At 38.0% G+C, this 21,521-nt stretch carries 18 protein-coding genes; 12 read left to right on the forward strand and 6 right to left on the reverse strand.

What is annotated here, in order from left to right:
• The first annotated feature begins 6 nt into the window (after positions 1-6).
• A complete protein-coding gene (locus ACFINH_RS00295) occupies positions 7-501 on the forward strand; it encodes a F0F1 ATP synthase subunit B (protein ID WP_375612090.1) in 495 nt (164 codons plus the stop codon).
• Between the two features lie 124 nt (positions 502-625).
• Here ACFINH_RS00295 and glyS read toward each other — a convergent pair whose 3' ends face one another.
• The 4 genes from glyS to ACFINH_RS00315 all read right to left on the reverse strand — a co-directional run bounded on the left by glyS (position 626) and on the right by ACFINH_RS00315 (position 6,688).
• Positions 626-2,848, reverse strand: coding sequence for a glycine--tRNA ligase subunit beta (glyS, locus tag ACFINH_RS00300; protein WP_375631563.1), 2,223 nt, complete (start codon positions 2,846-2,848; stop codon positions 626-628).
• Complete coding sequence (locus ACFINH_RS00305) at positions 2,848-3,789, reverse strand: glycine--tRNA ligase subunit alpha (protein ID WP_375621090.1); 942 nt, start codon at positions 3,787-3,789, stop codon at positions 2,848-2,850. The genes glyS and ACFINH_RS00305 overlap by 1 nt, the downstream gene beginning before the upstream one ends.
• Before the next feature lie 92 nt (positions 3,790-3,881).
• Positions 3,882-5,576 (reverse strand): tetratricopeptide repeat protein, encoded by a 1,695-nt coding sequence (locus tag ACFINH_RS00310; RefSeq protein WP_375612092.1) that lies wholly within the window; start codon positions 5,574-5,576, stop codon positions 3,882-3,884.
• 95 nt (positions 5,577-5,671) lie between these two features.
• Positions 5,672-6,688, reverse strand: coding sequence for a polyprenyl synthetase family protein (locus ACFINH_RS00315; RefSeq protein WP_375631566.1), 1,017 nt, complete (start codon positions 6,686-6,688; stop codon positions 5,672-5,674).
• A gap of 239 nt (positions 6,689-6,927) precedes the next feature.
• On the opposite strand from ACFINH_RS00315, the gene ACFINH_RS00320 reads away from it, so the two are divergent.
• The 7 genes from ACFINH_RS00320 (at position 6,928) to ACFINH_RS00350 (ending at position 13,786) form a co-directional block, all read left to right on the forward strand.
• On the forward strand, positions 6,928-7,716 hold the full coding sequence (locus ACFINH_RS00320; RefSeq protein WP_375612094.1) for a tRNA1(Val) (adenine(37)-N6)-methyltransferase: 789 nt from the start codon (positions 6,928-6,930) through the stop codon (positions 7,714-7,716).
• 192 nt (positions 7,717-7,908) lie between these two features.
• The gene (locus tag ACFINH_RS00325) at positions 7,909-8,757 is read left to right on the forward strand and encodes a S49 family peptidase (protein WP_375612095.1); all 849 of its coding nucleotides are present in this window, start codon (positions 7,909-7,911) and stop codon (positions 8,755-8,757) included.
• 237 nt (positions 8,758-8,994) lie between these two features.
• Positions 8,995-9,903, forward strand: coding sequence for a 4-(cytidine 5'-diphospho)-2-C-methyl-D-erythritol kinase (locus ACFINH_RS00330; protein WP_375631568.1), 909 nt, complete (start codon positions 8,995-8,997; stop codon positions 9,901-9,903).
• Positions 9,904-10,068: 165 nt separating this feature from the next.
• The gene (locus tag ACFINH_RS00335) at positions 10,069-10,743 is read left to right on the forward strand and encodes a ribonuclease HII (RefSeq protein ID WP_375631570.1); all 675 of its coding nucleotides are present in this window, start codon (positions 10,069-10,071) and stop codon (positions 10,741-10,743) included.
• Entirely contained in the window at positions 10,740-11,702 is a 963-nt protein-coding gene (locus tag ACFINH_RS00340; RefSeq protein ID WP_375613034.1) for an L-threonylcarbamoyladenylate synthase, read from the forward strand. The genes ACFINH_RS00335 and ACFINH_RS00340 overlap by 4 nt, the downstream gene beginning before the upstream one ends.
• 2 nt (positions 11,703-11,704) lie before the next feature.
• Positions 11,705-13,114, forward strand: coding sequence for an FAD-binding oxidoreductase (locus ACFINH_RS00345; protein ID WP_375631572.1), 1,410 nt, complete (start codon positions 11,705-11,707; stop codon positions 13,112-13,114).
• Positions 13,115-13,258: 144 nt separating this feature from the next.
• Entirely contained in the window at positions 13,259-13,786 is a 528-nt protein-coding gene (locus tag ACFINH_RS00350; protein WP_375628324.1) for a DUF6101 family protein, read from the forward strand.
• Between the two features lie 1,085 nt (positions 13,787-14,871).
• Here the strand turns inward: ACFINH_RS00350 and purD are convergent.
• The gene (gene purD, locus ACFINH_RS00355) at positions 14,872-16,146 is read right to left on the reverse strand and encodes a phosphoribosylamine--glycine ligase (protein ID WP_375631574.1); all 1,275 of its coding nucleotides are present in this window, start codon (positions 16,144-16,146) and stop codon (positions 14,872-14,874) included.
• 90 nt (positions 16,147-16,236) lie between these two features.
• Between purD and ubiA the strand changes: the two genes are divergently transcribed.
• The gene (gene ubiA, locus ACFINH_RS00360; RefSeq protein ID WP_375631576.1) at positions 16,237-17,241 is read left to right on the forward strand and encodes a 4-hydroxybenzoate octaprenyltransferase; all 1,005 of its coding nucleotides are present in this window, start codon (positions 16,237-16,239) and stop codon (positions 17,239-17,241) included.
• A gap of 237 nt (positions 17,242-17,478) precedes the next feature.
• Here the strand turns inward: ubiA and pdxH are convergent, their stop codons facing one another.
• Positions 17,479-18,102 (reverse strand): pyridoxamine 5'-phosphate oxidase, encoded by a 624-nt coding sequence (gene pdxH / locus ACFINH_RS00365; protein WP_375631578.1) that lies wholly within the window; start codon positions 18,100-18,102, stop codon positions 17,479-17,481.
• Between the two features lie 325 nt (positions 18,103-18,427).
• On the opposite strand from pdxH, the gene ACFINH_RS00370 reads away from it, so the two are divergent.
• The 3 genes from ACFINH_RS00370 (at position 18,428) to aroC (ending at position 21,516) form a co-directional block, all read left to right on the forward strand.
• The gene (locus ACFINH_RS00370) at positions 18,428-19,333 is read left to right on the forward strand and encodes a DnaJ C-terminal domain-containing protein (protein WP_375620646.1); all 906 of its coding nucleotides are present in this window, start codon (positions 18,428-18,430) and stop codon (positions 19,331-19,333) included.
• A gap of 127 nt (positions 19,334-19,460) precedes the next feature.
• On the forward strand, positions 19,461-20,279 hold the full coding sequence (fabI, locus tag ACFINH_RS00375) for an enoyl-ACP reductase FabI (protein WP_375619738.1): 819 nt from the start codon (positions 19,461-19,463) through the stop codon (positions 20,277-20,279).
• A 148-nt stretch (positions 20,280-20,427) separates the two neighbouring features.
• Positions 20,428-21,516, forward strand: a complete 1,089-nt coding sequence (aroC, locus tag ACFINH_RS00380; RefSeq protein WP_375631580.1) for a chorismate synthase — start codon at positions 20,428-20,430, stop codon at positions 21,514-21,516.
• Positions 21,517-21,521: the final 5 nt, after the last annotated feature.

The raw sequence follows: 21,521 nt of genomic DNA on the forward strand, positions 1-21,521 counted from the left end.
ACAAAGATGACTGATACTTTTTGGGCATTTGTTGGGTTAGTTCTTTTTTTGGCTCTTTTAGTCTATTTCCAAATTCCACAGAGGGTTATACACCATCTTGATGCGCGCGCGAAACGTATCAAAGATGAACTGGATGAGGCTCTGCGTCTTCGTGAAGAGGCACAGGAAATATTGGCTGAATATCAACGCAAACATGCAGAAGCAGAAAAAGATGCGCAAGAAATTATTGCAGCAGCAAAGCATGAAGTTGAATCTGTTATTGCTGAGGCCCGTGCAAAAGCAGAAGAATATGTAAAAAACCGCAATAAATTGGCAGAACAAAAAATTGCCCAAGCAGAAGCGGATGCAATACGCATGGTTTCTTCATCGGCGATTGATTTGGCAATTTCTACAGCACGTACCCTTATTGCAAGGGAAATAGATTCTAACAAGGCAGATGAACTTATCAAAGAGTCTCTTGAGAAAGAATCATTTATCAAAATGAAAACATATCTTAATTAATGATATTTGAGAGATAAAGAACAGTCTCTTTGGTTGCATAATTTTCTCAATATTAATTAATAAAAGTCATAAAAAAGAAAAAATTATCTTCATTGTTTTTATCAGTTAATAGGGTATTTTGATTTTAAATGACAAGTTTTGAGAAGTCTGCAACCGATTGTGTAACAATGTGAGTGCGTTTGAGAAGAGCAAGACGGTTAGCACGAACATCAGTTTTTTTATCATTCACCAATACTTTTTCAAAAAATATATCAATCAATTTTCCAAGTGGCGCTAGCACACTGAGTGCAAATGATAAATTTGTTGCATTGATGGGAGCAAGAACCTGTTTTTCTACTTCACAGATTGCATGATAGAGCTGCTTTTCTTCTTTCTCGACAAAGAGCTCAGGATTAATTTCATTCGCTATTGTTGTGCTTTTTTGAAATTCATTTTCAAGAATATTGGCAGTACGTTTTACAGAGGCTACAAAGTTCATTCCATCGTGGGTATTGATAAAAGCGATAAGCGATTCGACACGACGTGCAATCAATAAAAAATCATCAGAATCTTTATTTAAAACGGCTTCAAGGGCATCGTAACGAGCACCTTCCTCTTTTAGATAGATTTTCAAACGGTCATGAAAAAAGAATAACAGATCTGATAAAATATATTCTGTTTTTTCTGGAAGCAGATTCTGCAATTGTGAATTTTCTCTTTGAGAGATTTCATATTTATTTTTTTGTTGTAAGAAAAGATTCATTGCTAACTGAAACAGTGGCATAAGATTGATTTTCCAATCTCGCGAAAGTACAAGCCTAATAACTCCCAGTGCTGCTCGTCTTAACGCATAGGGATCTTTAGAGCCCGTTGGTTTTTCATTAATGAGCCAAAAGCCAACGAGCATGTCAATTTTGTCGGCGAGCATAACGGTTATAGCAAGTGGTTCTTGTGGAAGACGATCTGTTGGTCCTTGAGGTTTATAATGGTCTTCGATTGCTACAGCTACGCGAGGATCTTCCCCTTGAAGAAGGGCGTATTTTTGCCCCATAACACCTTGTAGTTCAGGAAATTCTCCGACAATTTCTGTTTGCAAATCAGCTTTTGCAAGGATGGCTGCACGTTTTGCTAAAAGAGGATCTGTTTGTATCAAAGGGGCAATTTCTTGTGCGAGTGTAGCAATGCGTTCTACTCTTTTACCTTGTGTACCTAATTTAGCATGAAAGGTTACATTCAAATGATCAAGTCGCGCCATTCTTTGATCGAGAGGTTTTTTTATATCAAGCTCAAATTTTTTTATAGAAGATTCCAATTGTTGAAGATCAGGCAAATCATGCTGATCGGTTTGCCAAAAATGAAGTGCATCAGAAAGACGGGCACGGACAACCTTACTATTTCCTTTCGAAATTTCTTTGCCTTCATCATTTGCAAGAATATTAGAAACGAGAATAAAATGATGAGAAAGTTTTACTTTTTCTCCTTGTTTGCGGGTGACAAAACATTTTTGATTGGCTCGAATGGTCAAGCGAATAATTTCTGGAGGAATATCAAGGAATGATTTGTCAAAATCACCCATCAGGATAACAGGCCATTCAACAAGACCAGCAACTTCTTCTAGGAGGGGATTATCTTGAACCAGTTCTAAACCGTTTGCAAAGCAGAGATTTTGGGCATCAGCTAAAATAATATTCTTTCGTCTTTCGGCATCCAGAATGACTTTATGGGTTTCAAGTTGAGTAACATAGTCATCAAAGCGGCGCACTTGAAATGGCTCTCCATCACTTAAGAAACGATGACCATAAGTTAAATTATTGCTTTTAAGAGAACCAATTGTAAACGGAATAACATGTGTTTCACCAATTTCTGGTCCGAAGATGCAAAGAATGTTTTGTAAAGGTCTAATCCACTTCAAAGTACCACTTTGTGCTGAATCTTTTCCCCAACGCATAGATTTCGGCCACGGAAAGTTGCGGATAATATCCGGTAAAATATCGGCAATAATTTCTTCTGCAGCTCGACCTTTTTTAACAATTTTAGCAATATAAAAATGACCTTTTTTATCATCATGTCCAATATGCGCTTCAGAAACATCATTTAATCCTGTTGCACGTAGAAAACCATCAATTACATGCTGTGGTGATTTTATACTGGGACCTTTGCGTTCTTCATGGACATCTTTGGAGCGTGTGGAAAGTCCGCGTATGTCCAATGTTAGCCGCCGAGGTGTCCAATATTCACGAGCAGCTTCATAGATCAATCCAGCATTCACAAGTTGATCTGTAACAGATTTCTTAAGATCAGCAGCAGCTTTTCGTTGCATACGTGCGGGGATTTCTTCACTGAAAAGTTCAAGAAGAAGATCAGACATTAGGCTTCTCCAGTATATATTTGTCCAGCTTCTGTGAGTAAAAAGGCTTCCCCACAACGGCGCGCGAGATTACGAACGCGAAGAATGTAATTTTGTCGTTCGGTTACAGAAATAACGCCACGTGCTTGCAAAAGATTAAAGATATGGCTCGCTTTAATACATTGATCATAGGCAGGAAAAACACAGCGATGGAATACATTTTCTTTATTTGGTTTTCCAGCATCAAGAAGTGCGCTGCATTCGCGTTCTGCATCGATAAAGTGCTGATGGAGCAGTTTTGTATCAGCAAATTCGAAGTTATAATATGAGTATTCCTGTTCTGCCTGTAAAAAAATATCTCTATAACTTATTTTGTTTTCTCCCTCCAAACCATTAAAGTTAAGGTCATAGACGTTATCAACCCCTTGGATATACATCGCTAGACGCTCAAGACCGTATGTGAGTTCCCCTGAAACAGGAGTGCATTCAATGCCGCACACTTGTTGAAAATAAGTAAATTGAGAGACTTCCATTCCATCGCACCAACATTCCCATCCAAGCCCCCAAGCACCAAGAGTGGGACTTTCCCAATCATCTTCAACAAAGCGAATATCATGCAGTTTTGTATCAAGCCCGATAGCTTGTAGCGACTTTATATAAAGTTCTTGTAGATTGAGCGGAGAGGGTTTGAGAAGCACTTGGAATTGATAATAGTGTTGTAAACGATTTGGATTCTTACCATATCGGCCATCTGTTGGACGTCGAGAGGGTTGGACATAAGCAACTTTCCAAGGGCGTGGTCCTAGAGAGCGTAATGTTGTTGCTGGATGAAAAGTCCCAGCTCCGACTTCCATATCGTAAGGTTGCAAAATTGCACACCCATAGTGTGCCCAATAATTTTGCAAAGTTAATATTAGTCCCTGAAAAGAACGTTTGGGGTTAAGATGTTCAGGCAGTTTCACGCTTTATACTCTTTATATTGAACTAAACAAAAAACCAAAGTAATTTTAGTTTCTCTATTTATTATTTCATGTGGTTTATGGTTAAGCATCGTTTATTGCAAACCAAATTTCAACTTTTCTTGAATTTGTTCAGAATTTTCTGGTTTTCCGTCAATTGCGTGGTTCCATTGAAAGATTGCTTCACGTTTACGCCCAACTTTCCAATAGGCATCCCCTAAATGATCATTTAGTGTTGGGTCCTCAGGTTGTAATCTGACAGCATTTTCTAATATTTGCACTGCTTTATTATATTCTTTTAGTTTATAATAAGCCCACCCTAAAGAATCGAGAATATGACTGTTGTGAGCTTGTAAAGCAGAGGCTTTTTGTAGCATACGGAGCGATTCTTCAAGCTTCTCACCACGTTCCACAAGGGAATAGGCTAAATAATTAAGAACCTGCGGTTGATTTGGGAAAAATTCAAGAGATTTTCGCAAGTCAAGTTCTGCTTTTGGCCATTGCTTTAAACGTTCAAAAGCAATACCACGCTGATAAAAGAGTTTCCAATCGTCCTGCTGAAAGTTTTTTATCTTTGTAATAGCGTAGTCTAGAGTTTTAATGGCTTCAAGAAATTTATTATCCTGCATATAAAAAGCAACGAGCGTTATCAAAATATTACGATCATTGGGAAATTTTTTATTTAACAATGTGAGTAATTTTATTGCTTCTTTGTAATTGTTGTTATTGGCAAGAAGGAATGCAAGATGAAGTTGTCCATCTTTATAATAAGGAGATTTAGGGGATAAAGCGCGATAAAGTTTAATTGCTTGATGTGGATCGTTCAATTTAGCAGAAATGTGTGCGAGCTGAAACAGTGTTGCGTCATTTTGAGGGTATAATGCGAAAGATAATTGCTTAAAAATACGTGCAATTCGCCCTGAGTTTTTGTAGTTGAGGGCTGTTCCAAAATTATATAATACCTCGGCTGCTCCTTGTTGAGGTGTTTTAATAACTCTCTCTAAGAAAGAATTTTTTTCAATTTTTTCTTGAAAGTTTTTAAGGACTTCTCGACCTGACAACATTTGTTCGCCATGCTGGATTGTTTGAAGAGCTTGGTTGCGCATATTATGGCGCAATTGGAATGAGGCATAGGCTATGATAATACGCTCATAAGTATTAGGAGCGATAAGAGTTCCCTGTTTGTTACTCAGTGCTTTAATGAAATATTTTTTTGCATCCTTTGGCCGTTCTGCAAGGTCGCTCATAAGTGCTAGATGATAAGATATAAAAAGATCATACCAGACAGGACCTTTGAGTTTCTTAAGATCATCGATTGCCTGAGATTTTTGTCCAGATCCAAATGTAATCCAAGCGCCGATGAGTTCAGGTATTGGATTATTGGACGTAGGAAGTTCCTTTAATTTCAGAAGAGCCTTGGCATTCTTATAATCTTTTTTGATGAGACTTTCTACTGACAAAGTTAAGGAAACAAAGGGAGTTATAACATCGTTCTCTTTGAGTTTTTGGGCTTGTTGGACAGCTTCTTTAAAGTTTCCGACCGAGAGCATAGCTTCAAGGAGCTCTTTTTGTGTTTCAATGTTATCAGGTTGATAAACCAGTGCTTGTTTAAAATAATTGATAGCAAGTTCTGTTTTATTTTCATGATTTGCAACCCTTCCAGCTAAATAAGCACCTGTAAATGAGCTTGTATGAGTTGCTGCACTTATTTTACTGTAGGTGAGGGATGGCATCAGCATGATACCTACGATAAAGAGGGCAAAAAGTCGAGATACCGTTGCAGAGCACATGGAGCTAATCCTTTTCAAGATAATCAATTGATGGTGTTGTTTATAGATCATATCTCATTACTTTGTTGAGAAATACTGCGATTCTTGCAAAGAATTCAATTTACGCGCGCAATACAAAATTCAACAGTCTCAACGAGAGCATTATAAGCAGGATTTTCATTCATGGGAACAAGAGCATCAATTGCATATTTTCCATAGATGCGTGCTTGTTCTATTGTATCTGTGATACTATCATACTTTTCCATTAAGTGTTGCGCGTGTGCGAAGGATTCATCATTATTATTGCCATCTTCAAGCGCTTTTTTCCAGAAATCTTTTTCTACCATATTCCCACGCTCATATGCGAGAATAACAGGCATTGTGATTTTTCCTTCTCTAAAATCATCCCCTATATTTTTTCCTAAGTTTTGAGCACTACCGCTATAGTCAAGTGCATCATCAATTAATTGGAAAGCTAAACCTAAGGATGTTCCATATTCACGTAATGAAGAACGCTCTTTATCTCCATAGCCAGCAATAATGGGTCCTACTTCAGCGGCTGCTGAAAAAAGTGCTGCTGTTTTTGCATCGATGATTTTGAGATATTCTGAAGGGCTGGTTTTTATATTTTTTGCGGCAGAAAGTTGCATAACTTCTCCTTCAGCAATAATTGCAGCAGCGTTGGCTAGGACAGAGAGCGCTTCTATGGAACCGACATCGACCATCATTTTAAAGGCCTGGCCCAATAGGAAATCACCAACAAGTACACTTGCTTGATTCCCCCAAATCATCCGTGCTGTAGATTTTCCACGTCGTAAATTACTTTCGTCAATCACATCATCGTGTAGCAATGTTGCTGTATGCATAAATTCAACAGCTGTTGCGAGTTTTATATGCCCGTCACTTTGATAACCAAACATATGAGCAGAAGCGAGCGTAATCATTGGGCGTAATCGCTTTCCACCTGATGAAATAAGATGGTTAGAAATTTCAGGGATCATCTCAACCTCTGATTTTGCCATAGAGAGAATAAATTGATTTACGCAATCCATATCTTTTTGAGTAAGATTGACAAGAGATTGAAGAGAAATTTGATTATTTCTTATTTGTTTTGGTTTGATAGCTGCACTCAATGTGTTTACTCCTAGAGTATTGCAATGGACATATATAAAATTTACTTTATTCATTAGCATAAAGGGGGTTTGGTTTTGACTCAAGCTTTTGATGTCGTTTAAAAGTGTTAGCTTGGAATGTTATTGGCAAGAAATGTTCTTTAGCGAGTGTAATCTTATTGTTATGAAATAATAAAAAATTTAAAATAGTAGCTGAATGGCAAAAATGCAATTTATAAAGGTGAGCATTAGGCTTTTAAATGGATAAAGCAGCGAATCAGAGTGGTGAAACAATTGACAGTTTTCACCGCGGAAAATTTTATTTGGTTCAACCCCATAAATATGGTCATCGTTCTGGAATGGATGCGATGTTATTAGCTAGTTTGGTTCCGAGTGATTTAAAGGGCAAGGTTGTTGATTTAGGTGCAGGTGCTGGAGCTGCGGGTTTGGCTGTTGCTTCGCGTTGTCTGAAAGTTCATGTTACCTTAGTTGAACGTTCAGCTTTTATGGTATCTTACGCTCAAAAAACGCTTATGCTAAAACAAAATAAACAATTTGCTAGCCGAATTTGTTTGCTAGAAGCAGATGTTACCTTCAAAGGGAATGCCCGTATAAAAGCAGGTTTGATAGATAATAGCTTTGATTTTGCGATTATGAATCCACCTTTTAATAATCCCACCGATCGTAAGACACCTGATAAACAAAAATCTGAAGCACATGTTATGTCTGAAGCAATGTTTGATAACTGGTTGCGGAGTGCAGCAGCTATTGTTAAGCCAGGTGGATACTTAGGGCTCATTGCACGTCCACAATCGTTGACAGATATCTTGCATGCTTTAGAAGGGCGTTTTGGTGGTATTTGTATAATTCCTGTGCATGCCCGTGCGAAAACAGCAGCAATTCGTCTTTTATTTTACGCAAAACGAGGAAGCAGAGCAGCTTTATCTATTTTACCGGCATTGGTTATACATGAAGGTAATGACCATACTTTTTCACCTCGAGTTGATGCAATTAATAATGGATATATAAGCTTGTGGGAACTTTTCTAATAGTATCTTGTGTTTTTTAGTTTATTATTTAAAGTCTACACTTTGTCATTAGGGAGGCTTAGCTTTTGGGTGAAGTTATATTTCTGATTGTAATGTGGGGGTTGATTGGCGCTTTTGGATGGTATCACGTTGTTCCTTTTTGTTGTCCTTGCCTATTTAATTGTTCTTAATTTATAAGGAGATTTTGTTTTGATGGATTTTATTAAAAGTTTTATTCCACGCCGTTTTTCTTCCGATAAACTTGAAATTCCTGTGGTGCGCCTTCAAGGAGCAATTATGGATTCATCAGCATCTATATCTCGTACCCTTTCCCTCAGTAGGTGTGCAAATCTTTTAGAGAAGGCTTTCGCACACAAAAAGTCACCGGTTGTTGCACTTATTATTAATTCTCCTGGTGGTTCACCTGTACAATCGCGTTTTATCTTCAAGCGCATTCGTGACTTGGCAGAAGAAAAAAATAAAAAGGTTCTTGTGTTTATTGAAGATATTGCAGCATCTGGTGGTTATATGATTGCTTGTGCAGGGGATGAAATTTTTGCAGATCCTTCTTCAATTGTTGGTTCCATTGGAGTGGTTTCAGCTTCCTTTGGTTTTCCGGAACTTTTGAAGAAAATTGGTATCGAACGGCGTGTATACACAGCAGGAAAGAACAAAGTTACATTAGATCCATTTCAGCCAGAAAAAAAGGCGGATATTGAGCATTTGAAATCTCTCCAACTTGAAGTGCATCAAACTTTTATCGATTTGGTTAAAGAACGGCGTGCTGAAAAATTATCAGATGATTCGAATCTCTTTACAGGAATGTTTTGGAGTGGAAAACAAAGCGTTGGGCTTGGTCTGGTTGATGGATTGAATGATGTACGTTCTGTTATTAAGGAGCGCTTTGGTAATGATGCAAAACTTCGACTTATTATGCCTCCAAAAAGTTTTTTAGGACCTAAAACGCCTTCAGGAGTGACGGCACATACGGTTTATACAGTCGTTGATAGTGCATTGATGGCAGCAGAAGAGCGAGCTCTTTGGCAGCGTTATGGTTTGTGATGGAAAGGATCATTCAAGCCAGAGAGATTTTTATCTAAAAACAGATACTAGAAGAAAAAAGGCTTGAAATGATACGAATGAGAACATGTCGTTTATTTTGTATGAGAACTCTTTATATTTATTGTTTTTTAGAAAACGATTAAGAATATTCCAAGCTGTTTATAGGGCTCGTGCTAAAAGTATGGGTAAAAGGGGGAAATTTTTAAAAGAACCCTATGTAAGTGAATATTACGTCATATGATATCAAATGTACAAACTTCGTTCCAAAGACATTCCTATTTATTTACACCTATTAAATTGAATTTAGCTCTACATGTTGTAGGGCAACGTGCTGATGGGTATCATTTAATAGAGAGTTTGGTTTATTTTAGTCTTAGCGGTGATTGTCTACACTATGCACCTTGTGAAAATAATCAGTTTGTTTTGACGGGGTCGTTTGCAAAAGGGCTTGTTTCTCATTTAGACAATTTGGTTATTCGCACAAGGGACTTTATGCATAAGACTTTTCCGGAATGTGCTCAACCTGCTTTTTTTCGGCTTGTAAAAACATTACCTGTTGCTTCAGGCATTGGTGGTGGCTCAGGTGATGCAGCTGGGGTTATCAGCATGTTGCGTCGGCAGTGGAATCTTGATTGCCCTTACGAAGAATTAGCAAAAAAGAGCTTAGTTCTTGGTGCTGATGTTCCCATGTGCCTTTGTGCATTAGAATATCAGCAGCCGCTTTTGGTTAAAGGAATTGGTCAAGAGATGATACGACTAAAAGAAGCTTGTTCATTAGCAATGGTATTGGTTAATCATGGACAAGAGATTTCAACACAAGCTGTTTTTAAAGCGTTAGAGAAGCGTCATAATCCTTCTTTAAAAATTAATACAGACGCTTTAAAGAGTGTTGATTCATTAGTTGAAGTTTTACAAGAAACGCGTAATGATCTTTTTTCTCCTGCATTAAAAATAGCACCTCAGTTAGCTGAAGTGTTATCTATATTAGATGAATGTGGGGCTCTTTTTTCCCGTATGTCTGGAACGGGAGCAACTTGCTTTGGCATTTTTAAAAATAAACAAACGGCGCAACAAGCAGCTCTTTTTATCAAATCAATGCACCCAAATTGGTTTGTACAACCTATCATGACTTTAGGAAATATTTGATAAATAAATATAAAAGCTTTTATTTCATCATGATTTTATTATACATAATAAAAGAGGGTAACCAAAGAAATGTGTTTTTTATTTTTTGTGCAAGAATTCGTGGAATGTTTGAAGAGCTATTTAAAACTGTAATGCTTGCAAAAAATGATCAGGCTACAGAAATAGATGTATGTTTGTTGTATTTGTGATTTATCAAAGATGTTTAATTTTCCGCTACAACCAAATTTTTCGTGCGAATTGGATTTGCAAAAACAGGGTTTTTTTCATATAGCAGGTGTTGATGAAGTAGGACGGGGGCCTCTCGCTGGACCTGTGGTAACAGCAGCCGTTATCTTGGATAAAGATCGTATTCCTAATGGGTTAAATGATTCAAAAAAACTTTCTTTTCTCCAACGAAATAGACTTTATCATGAAATTTTGCAAAGTGCATTAGCGGTTTCAGTCGCCAGTCTTTGTGCTCGTACAATTGATCAATCCAATATTAGAAAAGCAACTTTAGAAGCAATGCGTCGCTGTATTATAGGATTAGTCATTCCAGTCCACTATGTCCTTGTTGATGGGCGTGATATTCCTTCTGAGTTGTCCTGTCCTGCAATGGCGTTGATTAAGGGCGATCAGCGTTCGGTTTCAATTGCAGCCGCATCTATTATTGCGAAAGTAACGCGTGATCGGATGATGGAATGTGCAGGACAAGTTTATAAAGGGTATGGTTTAGAGAAGCATGTAGGTTATGCAACGCTAGCGCATCGTACAGCTCTTGATAAATATGGACCAGTTATAGGGTTACATCGTTATAGTTTTGCACCACTAAAAGAGTGTTATAGAAATGATGTGTCATGACGATTCTACCACTCGATAGTGCTTCGATAAGAGAGGCAATAGCGCTTCTTGAACAAGGGAAGTTAGTAGCGTTACCAACGGAAACTGTTTATGGATTAGCGGGCGATGCAACCAATGGGAGGGCAATTTCTTCTATTTATTCTACAAAGGGTCGTCCGCAAATTAATCCTCTTATTGCGCATGTTAGCGGCATCGAAATGGCGGAACGTTATGTTAAAATTGACTTTCTTTCACGCCAATTAATAGAGGAATTTTGGCCAGGGCCTTTGACATTGGTTTTGCCTTTAAAGGAACAGCATAATATCCATCCTTTAACAACCTCTGGTTTGAATACCTTGGCTGTTCGTTTTCCAGACAGTCGTTTTGCGGAAGTGGTACAACATTTTGGCCGTCCACTTGCTGCTCCTAGTGCGAATCAATCGGGGCGTCTTAGCCCTACTTCAGCTGAGGCTGTTTTTGCATCTTTGGGGGAATCTGTTCCTTTGATATTGGACGGAGGACCTGCTAAAATAGGGCTGGAATCAACGATTATTAAAATTTGTGGTGAAAATATTTATCTTTTGCGTCCAGGCGGGCTTGCGGCTGATGAAATTGAAGAGGTTGTGGGGAAGCCTTTAAAACGGATAGATCAAAGGGCGGCGATTGAAGCTCCTGGGATGTTAAAATCGCATTATGCTCCCAATGCTACGGTTCGTTTGAATGTAGAAAAGGTGGAAAATGGTGAAGCGCTTTTAGCATTTGGTTCAAAGCGTGTTATGGGGGCTGAAAATGCCGTTTCTATTTTAAACCTTAGCGAAGATGGAAAGTTGGAAGAGGCAGCCTCTCATTTATTTCAATATATGAAGGAATTAGATTCATTTAAAGTGAGATGTATCGCAGTAGAACCTATTCCATCATACGGATTAGGAGAGGCTATCAATGATCGTCTTATACGGGCTGCGGCTCCAAAGGAGAAATGAACATGGAGCAGGAATTAATTGAAGGGTTTAGGGAAATTGTTGGTGCTAAGCATGCTATAACGGATCAAGCTTTGATTGCACCGTATTTGCTTGAAGAGCGTGGGCTTTTTCATGGAAAAACACCTTTACTTTTACGTCCATCTTCTTGCGCAGAGGTCTCATCGATTATGCAGTTAGCGAGCAAAACGCGCACACCGATTGTGCCACAGGGTGGAAATACAGGGCTTGTGGGGGGACAACAACCAGATGAAGGAGGAGGGAGCGTTCTTTTATCCATGGAGCGATTAAATAAGATTAGAGCTATAAATCTTGAGGGAAATTTTGTTGTTGTAGAGGCTGGTGTTATTTTACAGGATTTACAGAAAAAAGTGGATGAATCAGGTCGTTTTTTCCCTCTTTCTTTGGCATCTGAAGGTTCTTGCCAAGTAGGAGGAAATCTTTCGTCGAATGCTGGAGGGACAGCTGTTTTAGCTTATGGCAATATGCGTGATCTTTGTCTTGGTTTAGAAGTTGTTTTACCGGATGGGCGTATTTTAGATGATTTGCGTTTTGTTAAAAAAGACAATAGCGGTTATGATTTAAAAGATCTTTTTATTGGTGCAGAAGGCACATTGGGAGTTATAACCGCAGCCGTTTTGAAGATGTTTCCAAAAATAAAAGGAAAAGCTGTTGCTTTGGTGGGATTATATAGTCCGGCGAAGGCCTTAGAGTTTTTATCTCTGGCTCAAGAATATGGAGGAGGGATGTTGACAGGTTTTGAGCTCATGGGAAATCCCAGTTTGCAAATGGCTTTAGATTATAAGATGTGTGAGAAGCCTCCTCTTCAGCGGAAACATGAATGGTATGTATTAATGAACATTTCATCGTTGCAAGGCAATGATGAGGCGTTATCGGTATTGAGTACTATTTTAGAAGAAGCTTTAAAGAATGCGGTGATAGAAGATGCAGTTGTTGCGCAATCTTTAAAACAGCAAGATTTTTTTTGGCAATTACGAGAAAGTATATCATCAGCACAAAAGTTAGCAGGAGGGTCCATTAAGCATGATATTGCAATCCCACTTGCTTCTATTCCTGATTTTATTGCTGAGGCAGCGCTCATTGTTGAAGATATTGCTCCAGGAGCACAGGTGATTTGTTTTGGACACATGGGCGATGGAAATTTACATTATAATATTACACAACCTGTAGGAGCTGATACGACAGTGTTTTTGCAGTTATGGTCAACAATGAATCATCGCATTCATAGTTTAGTGGTGGACTATGGAGGTGCATTTTCTGCTGAGCATGGAATTGGTCAGCTTAAGCGCGAAGAACTTCGTTCTTTTAAATCGCCTGTCGCATTGGATATTATGCAAGGGATTAAAAAAACACTCGATCCTTTAGGGATAATGAATCCTGGAAAAGTATTATAATTCAAGAATGGTGATCATGCATTTTTGTTTAGATTTTAATAACCAAAAAAGAAACCAGTTGTTTTTTATTCAAACTTTTAATAATCCAATGAGAAAAAGCTGCTAAAGGGTGTATCTTATTTAAGATAAATTGGGATAATGTATATGGCTAATCAATGCTTTAATCAGGCAAAAGCGGTGCTTGAATTTCGGTTAGATCCGTGCCATTTGCCACAAACGACGACATATTTTTCATCCAAAACGGGTAATCAGGTTATTTGTTCGTTAAATGAGCGTGGTGTTTCTTTTAAAACGGATATGCCTTCAAGCTTATCGCATTTAATACCCCCTTATCATTTTCAAGGAATTGCAGCACGTACCGTAAAAACGCGTTCAGGAGAAAGAGCTGTTGCATTAGAATTACTTCATGCCGATGAGGAAGCTTGTATACCGCTTTTGGTTTCCAGAGATTTGAATAATGTTCTTCTGGATTGGCGGTTATGGGCGGATACTTATGGCCTTCCCATGCTTATGATCAATGAAGATAATCGCATTCTGGTTGTAAAAGATCGTTCTGATTTACATCGATTTTTTGGTACAACAGCACATTCTAAACAAAAGCATTTTTTACTTCGTTATAGCAATCCGTTAGGCTTGCGTTTGGTGATTGCGAATCGAATTGCACTCCAGTAAATTAACATGCATTCATTTTTGTACGACCGTCAGCATTTATCTTGTTGTGCTGTAAAACATCGTTGTTTGGGGAGGTAACATAAGGCATGTAAACTTCACACATGAAGTGTTTTTAGAAGATATGGCGAATATTCTTAAGTTTGCTTGTTGGTCTTTGTGTAAGTGCAGCATATGAGTGGGAAGCAAGAGGAACCCGCTTAATGAGAATTCAGACCTTTACAGACGGGATTTGGTGTGACTTTTGGTTCTTGAAAACAAAGAGAAAGTCAATGATTGTAAATGAGAGTTTTTTGACACCATACATTGGCAGCAGGAATCGATGATGTAAAACGCTTTTTTCAGAGAGGTAAAAACGGTTTTCATAACAATAGAAACTGTTTTTTTGCGGTATAATTTTGGGTTTTTGCCACATTATTAAAAACACCAGAAGATTACTGGAAGTGTTTTTGAATTTTTTTTATAAATCATTTCTCCATGTTGAATGAAAGCTTTGAATATTGCAGAATATTCTTATTTCATCTCTCTTTTATAATCAAAATCATTTAGATAGAAAGGGTTATCGTAATATTGAGAATTGGAAAATACAATGATGGTATCGGTTTTTATTTTTATTCCAGAAAGCTGGCAGAATGGATTTATACTATTTGCAGGTAGTGTCGTAAAATGGGAATGATAAGCATGAGAGATATTGTTTAAGAATTTGTATGTGAATAACATAACTATCTTTTTTGGGCATTTTATTTTTCGTAAAAGCGGAATTTCACTAAAAACGCGATAAATAAAAGAAATGATAGTATATACGTTTTTCCTCAGGATTTTATAAGAAAGAAAGTGTTTATAAAAATGATGAGAAGATGCGTTTAAAGTAAAGACAACAGTAAAATGATTATTTTATATTACATCTTCAGATTCAGAAAATTTTCCTATTTTATCATGAGTAGATATCCTATTTACAATATTTGATTGTTCAAAGGAAAGCACACTTATTTTTTCAAAATTATGGTCGACGTAAAACAGTGAGAAAATTTTTGTATCATGCTCTTATATAAAATAAGAAAATCGTAAAAAAAGAATATTCAAAGGATTTAATTTTCTCGCGCAACGGCTCTCCATCCGATATCACGACGAACAAAACCTTCTGGCCAATCAATACAATCAACAGCTTCATAGGCACGTTTTTGTGCATGCGTAATCGTTTTTCCTGTTGCAGTTATATTGAGAACACGTCCACCATTTGCAATGAGTTCTCCATCACGCAACACTGTACCAGCTTGAAAAATTTTCACATCGGGAAGAGAGTTTACTTGATCAACGTTACGGATAACAGTACCTTTTTGGGGAGAGTCTGGATAACCATTAGCAGCCATAACAACGGTGAGAGCAGCTTTTTCAGACCACCGAAGAGGCTTATTTTCAAGTTTTCCTTGAGCAGCAGCAAGAAAAATTGGCAAAATGTCCTCTTTGAGGCGCATCATTAAAACTTGACATTCAGGATCACCGAATCGTACGTTAAATTCAATTAATTCGGGTCCTTTTTGCGTTATCATTAATCCGACGAAGAGAATACCTTTAAAGGGAGCGCCCATTTCTTTCATGCTTTTTAAAGCTGGTTCAACAATTTCTTTGAGAGTACGATTCACTATTTCTTGGGTCATGATGGGCGCTGGTGAATAAGCACCCATACCACCGGTGTTTGCTCCAATATCCCCATCACCTACACGTTTATGATCTTGAGCAGATCCAAAAGGAAGAGCAACTTTACCATCACAAAGGCAGAAGAAGCTTGCTTCTTCACCTTCAAGAAAAGATTCTACAACAATTTTGTTTCCTGCATCTCCAAATGTACTTTTGAAGCAGGCATCAACTGCGTTAAATGCTTCTTCCATAGTTGTTGCAACCACAACACCTTTGCCAGCTGCTAAGCCATCAGCTTTAATAACAATAGGAACATCTTGTTGCTGAATGTAAGCTTTAGCTTTAGAGGCATCATTAAAGCATTGGTAACTTCCTGTAGGAATGTTATTCTTACGACATAAATCTTTTGTAAAAGCTTTTGAACCTTCTAGTTGAGCAGCTTTTTGAGTAGGACCAAATACACAGATGTTAGCGCTATTAAGGGAGTCTGTTATACCCGCAACCAAGGGTGCTTCTGGTCCTACAATTACAAGATCAATAGAATGTGCTTTACAAAAATCAATAACAAGGGAATGGTTATCAATGTTTAAATTAATATTTTCACCAAATTCTGTTGTTGCAGGATTTCCAGGAGCACAGTATAATTTTGTTAGCAGTGGTGATGCTGCTATTTTCCATGCTAAAGCGTGTTCTCGTCCACCTGAGCCAATAAGAAGAATATTCATTGCTTGCTCCTCTCATAAAAGATAATTAATCTCATCCCCTTCTCATAAGAATGAAATGTCTCTATCGCAAGACCAAAGGTAAATCATTTGATGAAAAAAAATAAAAATATCGCGCATGTTCAGTCCTATGATAGCCAAGGACGGGTTATGGATGCATCTTCCAAACAATGGGTCTACAGCTTCCTTCCCCGTTCTTTATGGTTTTATGCGCAATTGGCGCGTTGGGATCGACCTATCGGTTGGCAATTGTTGATGTGGCCTTGTTTTTGGTCAACAACAATGGCTTTTTTCTCTTATAACATGCATTACGATACTCTTTTATCAATGTTTCTTCATTGGGTTTGGTATCTTTTTCTTTTTTTTCTGGGATCTATTGCTATGCGAGGGGCAGGATGTACTTGGAATGATCTTATTGACCATAAAATTGATGCTCAGGTAGAAAGGACACGTTCTCGCCCATTGCCAACAGGTCATGTGAGTCGGTTTCAAGCGAGAGTTTTTATCCTTGTGCAATGTTTTGTTGGTTTAGTTGTTTTATCACAATTTAATAGGTTTAGTTTTTTTCTAGGTATTTCGTCATTGATAGCTGTTGCATTTTATCCTTTTATGAAACGCGTAACATATTGGCCGCAGTTTTTTTTAGGCGTTGCATTTAATTGGGGGGCATTAATGGGGTGGGCTGTTGTCTTTGGAAGTTTAAGCTGGGCACCAATCTTGCTTTATGTGGGATCAATTTTGTGGACCATAGGATACGACACAATCTACGCACATCAAGATAAAGAAGATGACGTTACTGTTGGTGTCCGTTCTACGGCTCTTCTTTTTGGTAAAGCAACCAAGCGTGCTTTAGTATTTTTGTATGGTGGTTTTGTGATGTTCATTAGTCTAGCATTTTATTTAGCTGGAGTCTCTGTTCTTAGTTTTTTGGGGATTTTTGTGGCAAGCATCCATATGTTTATTCAAATTAAAGTCATTGATATAGATGACAGTTCACAATGCCTCAGGCTTTTCAAATCTAATTCGCTTATTGGTTTTGTGATTTTTGCTGGTTTAGTATGTGGGGGTATATGGATGATATTTTATCCTGCGGTCTAAAAATAAGTTAGCTAAAATCATAGTTTCTACTGAATACAGTATGTTTTTTTTAATAAGCTTGTTGCTAATCTATTTTTAAGCAATACAGTAGAAAATATTACTAATCAACTGTTACAGTGAAAATAAAATTCTTCTATTTAAATAAAATAAATCATCTTCTTTTAGAATTTTTCGAATAAAAAATATTTGTTTAATTGTTGCGAAGAAAAAATCTTCATAACGATGAAGTTTGAAGGATTAGGGATAAAGTTTTTGTCTTTTCCAATCATTGTTTTCAATACAATCGCGTGTAAAAAGCAGACGATCATGTAAACGAAATGGGCGATCGCACCAGAACTCTATAGAAAGGGGTTTAACACGAAACCCAGACCAATAAGGTGGTCGTGGAATATTGCCTAGAGCATAACGCGCAGTATATTGAGCAATTGCTTTTTCGAGCACAAAACGATTGTCTAAAGGTTGAGATTGTTTAGATGCCCATGCACCAATTCGACTACCACGTGGTCGCGATTGGAAATAGGCATCGGCTTCCTGTTGACTTACTTTTTCAACAATTCCTCTAATTCTGACTTGACGACGGAGCGATTTCCAATGAAAACCTAAGGATGCTTTCATTGATTTTAAAATTTCTTGTCCTTTACAGCTTTCATAATTGGTATAGAAGACAAAGCCTTGGGGACTGTAGTCTTTGAGGAGAACCATACGAACATTAGGGAGTCCTGTTTCGTCAACTGTTGCTAATGCCATAGCATTCGGATCATTTATTTCACTTATCGTTGCCTCTTCAAGCCACTTTGCGAAAAGTTCAAAAGGTTTTTGCATTTGCATAAAATGATCATCTGTTGGTATTTTTTTGCTCATAGTTTCTCCAAATATCAGTGAGCATGGGTGAGGCATTTTCTCATTTACTTTATCATCAAGAAGTCACAGTACCATTTTTTCTTATTTTCAAAAAGCCAATGCTATCGTGTATTTCTATGGTAGTTTAATTATTTTTACTTTAGCATAGACTACAAGGAGCTATATTAAATAAATATCTCATTTTATCTGGTATTTTAGTTTATTGATAGACATATAAAGAGAAAAGAAGAAATTATTCTTTAGAATAGACTGATGAAGCTATAAGGGATATTGAACAACGTATCAGTTGATATTTTGAAAACGAAGAAATTGAAAAGAGGGCAATATGCGTGATCCCTACACGATTCTGGGTGTGGCACGTACCGCAAAATCGCAAGAGATTAAATCGGCATTTAGAAGATTAGCGAAGAAATATCATCCAGACCATAATAAAGATGATACAAAGGCTAAAGAGAAATTTGCTGAAATTAATCAAGCCTATGAAATTATAGGTGATAAAGATAAAAAGGCACAATTTGACCGCGGTGAAATTGATATGGAAGGAAAACCGCTTTATCAAGCCTATGGTGCTGGTGAAAATTTTAGCAATAAACAAAATCCCTTTTCAGGAAGAGCAAAGGGATTTGATTTTTCCTCTTCAGGTGGTGCAAGTTTTGATGCGAGTGATATTTTTCGGGATCTGTTTGGAGGAGGTGGTAGCTTTTCGAATTCCACACACTATAACCGTCCCCAACAAGGAGCACATGTTCGTGCTAATCTTGCCATAACATTAGAGCAGATGGTTGGCGCAGAAAAGGTGGAAGCTGTTTTTCCAAATGGAAAAAAGTTAAAAATTAAACTGCCAGATTATATTGAAGACGGACAGACTATTCGTTTAAAAGGTCAGGGAGAAGAGGTACCTCACGGGCAAGCAGGAGATGCGTTAATAACCATTCAGATTCAAAAACATCCTCGTTTTCGGGTTGAAGGAAGAGCACTCCATCTTGATTTACCAGTTTCTCTTAAACATGCTGTTTTGGGAGCAAAAGAAGAAGTTGAGACGTTGGAGGGGCGTGTGGTTTTAACGATTCCTGCATGGTCAAGTTCTGATCGCGTTTTACGGTTGAAAGGGAAAGGGCTTCGTTTAAAAAATGGTACAAGAGATGATCTTTATGTGCATGTTCGCATTATGTTGCCGGGAGATGAAAATGCCGCCGCACTAGAACAGTTTTTGCAAATGCAACAAGATTAATTTTAAAAATTTTATATATAAAAGCGTAGTTTTTGTTTGATTTTAAACCAATTGCTTGAAGAAAAAGTTGACCTGTGTCATAGGCAGGTGAATAATACTAATTTTAAGTAACAATGGGGCAGTGCTGATGGCTAAGGGTAATGGTTTATTGTACGGTAAGCGTGGTTTAATTTTGGGGTTGGCCAATAATCGCTCCATCGCTTGGGGAATCGCTAAAGCGGCAAGTGGCGCAGGGGCAGAGCTTGCTTTTACCTATCAGGGTGAAGCAATGAAAAAGCGTGTCGAGCCTTTGGCTGAAGAATTAAAGGGATTTGTTTGTGGACATTGTGATGTTTCTGACAGTGTCTCTATTGATACGGTCTTTAGAGAAATAGAGAAGAAATGGGGAAAACTTGATTTTTTAGTTCATGCTATTGGTTTTTCTGATAAAGATGAATTAAGTGGTCGTTATATTGATATCAGCGAATCAAATTTTATGATGACCATGAATATTTCCGTTTATTCCCTAACAGCTCTAACGAAGCGTGCAGAAAAATTGATGCCAGATGGTGGTTCAATCTTGACACTAACCTATTATGGTGCAGAAAAGGTTGTTCCCAATTATAATGTAATGGGGGTTGCCAAAGCCGCTCTTGAAGCGAGCGTGAAATATTTAGCGGTAGATTTAGGTCCCCAAAATATTCGTGTTAATGCTATATCTGCTGGACCAATTAAAACGTTAGCGGCTTCTGGTATTGGTGATTTTCGTTATATTTTAAAATGGAATGAATATAATGCTCCATTACGTCGTACGGTAACAATTGAAGAGGTTGGTGATTCTGCGCTTTATTTTCTTTCAGATTTGTCTCGTTCTGTTACCGGTGAAGTCCATCATGTCGATTCGGGTTATAATATCATAGGTATGAAGGCAGTTGATGCACCAGACATTTCTGTCGTTAAAGAATAAAGTTTGGTTTATAAGATTTTATTAGACAGCAGTAATTTGACCAAATTTAAGGTGTCCAAGAGTATTTGGGAGAAAAGAGCTGTTTTGTGTATAGCACACAACATACGTTATCGTTGTATATATTTGACAGAGAAATGGATCTTTTTTCATGTCGCATAATACATTTGGTCATTTGTTTCGTGTAACAACATGGGGTGAAAGTCATGGTGCTGCTCTTGGTTGTGTCATTGATGGTTGTCCACCTGGAATTATTTTTACTCTTGCAGAAGTTCAAGCTTATCTTGATAAACGCAAGCCAGGACAATCAAAATACACAACGCAGCGCCGAGAACCAGATGAAGTAGAGGTCCTTTCAGGAGTTGTTGTTCAAGACGATGGAACGACATTGGTGACAACAGGTACACCAATTTCTCTGTTGATTCGAAACACAGATCAACGCTCTCAAGATTATGGAGTAATTGCTCATCAGTATCGTCCAGGACATGCGGATTATACTTATGATATTAAATATGGCATTCGTGATTTTCGAGGCGGGGGACGTGCTTCGGCACGGGAGACGGCAGCACGTGTTGCAGCAGGTGCATTTGCTCGTAAAATCGTTCCTGGTTTGATTGTACGAGGAGCAGTGATAGCAATTGGTCCTCATAATATTAATCGTGATCGTTGGGATTGGTCAGAGGTTAATAATAATCCTTTTTTTACAGCTGATGCAGAGATGGTTCACATTTTTAGTGACTATATCAGTAAACTCCGTAAAGAGGGGACATCTGTTGGTGCGGTTGTTGAGATCGTTGCAGAAAATGTTCCGGCAGGTTTAGGAGCTCCTATTTACGCAAAGCTTGATCAAGATATTGCCTCGTTACTTATGTCGATTAATGCGGTAAAAGGTGTGGAAATTGGTGATGGTTTTGCGGCAGCCCGCTTGAGGGGAGAAGAAAATGCCGATGAAATGCGAATGGGAAATGATGGAAAACCGCTTTTTTTATCAAATCATGCGGGAGGTATTTTAGGGGGAATATCGAGTGGACAGCCGATTGTTGCGCGTTTTGCTGTAAAGCCTACTTCATCAATTTTAACACCTCGTCGTTCCATTGATGTTGATGGTCATGATATAGACGTTATAACAAAGGGACGTCATGATCCATGTGTTGGGATTCGTGCCGTTCCTGTTGGTGAAGCGATGGTTGCTTGTGCTATTGCTGACCATTATCTAAGACATCGCGGTCAAGTTGGGTGATTGAA

It is taken from the genome of Bartonella sp. AA74HLJMH, from assembly GCF_042197045.1.
Taxonomy (GTDB): Bacteria; Pseudomonadota; Alphaproteobacteria; order Rhizobiales; family Rhizobiaceae; genus Bartonella.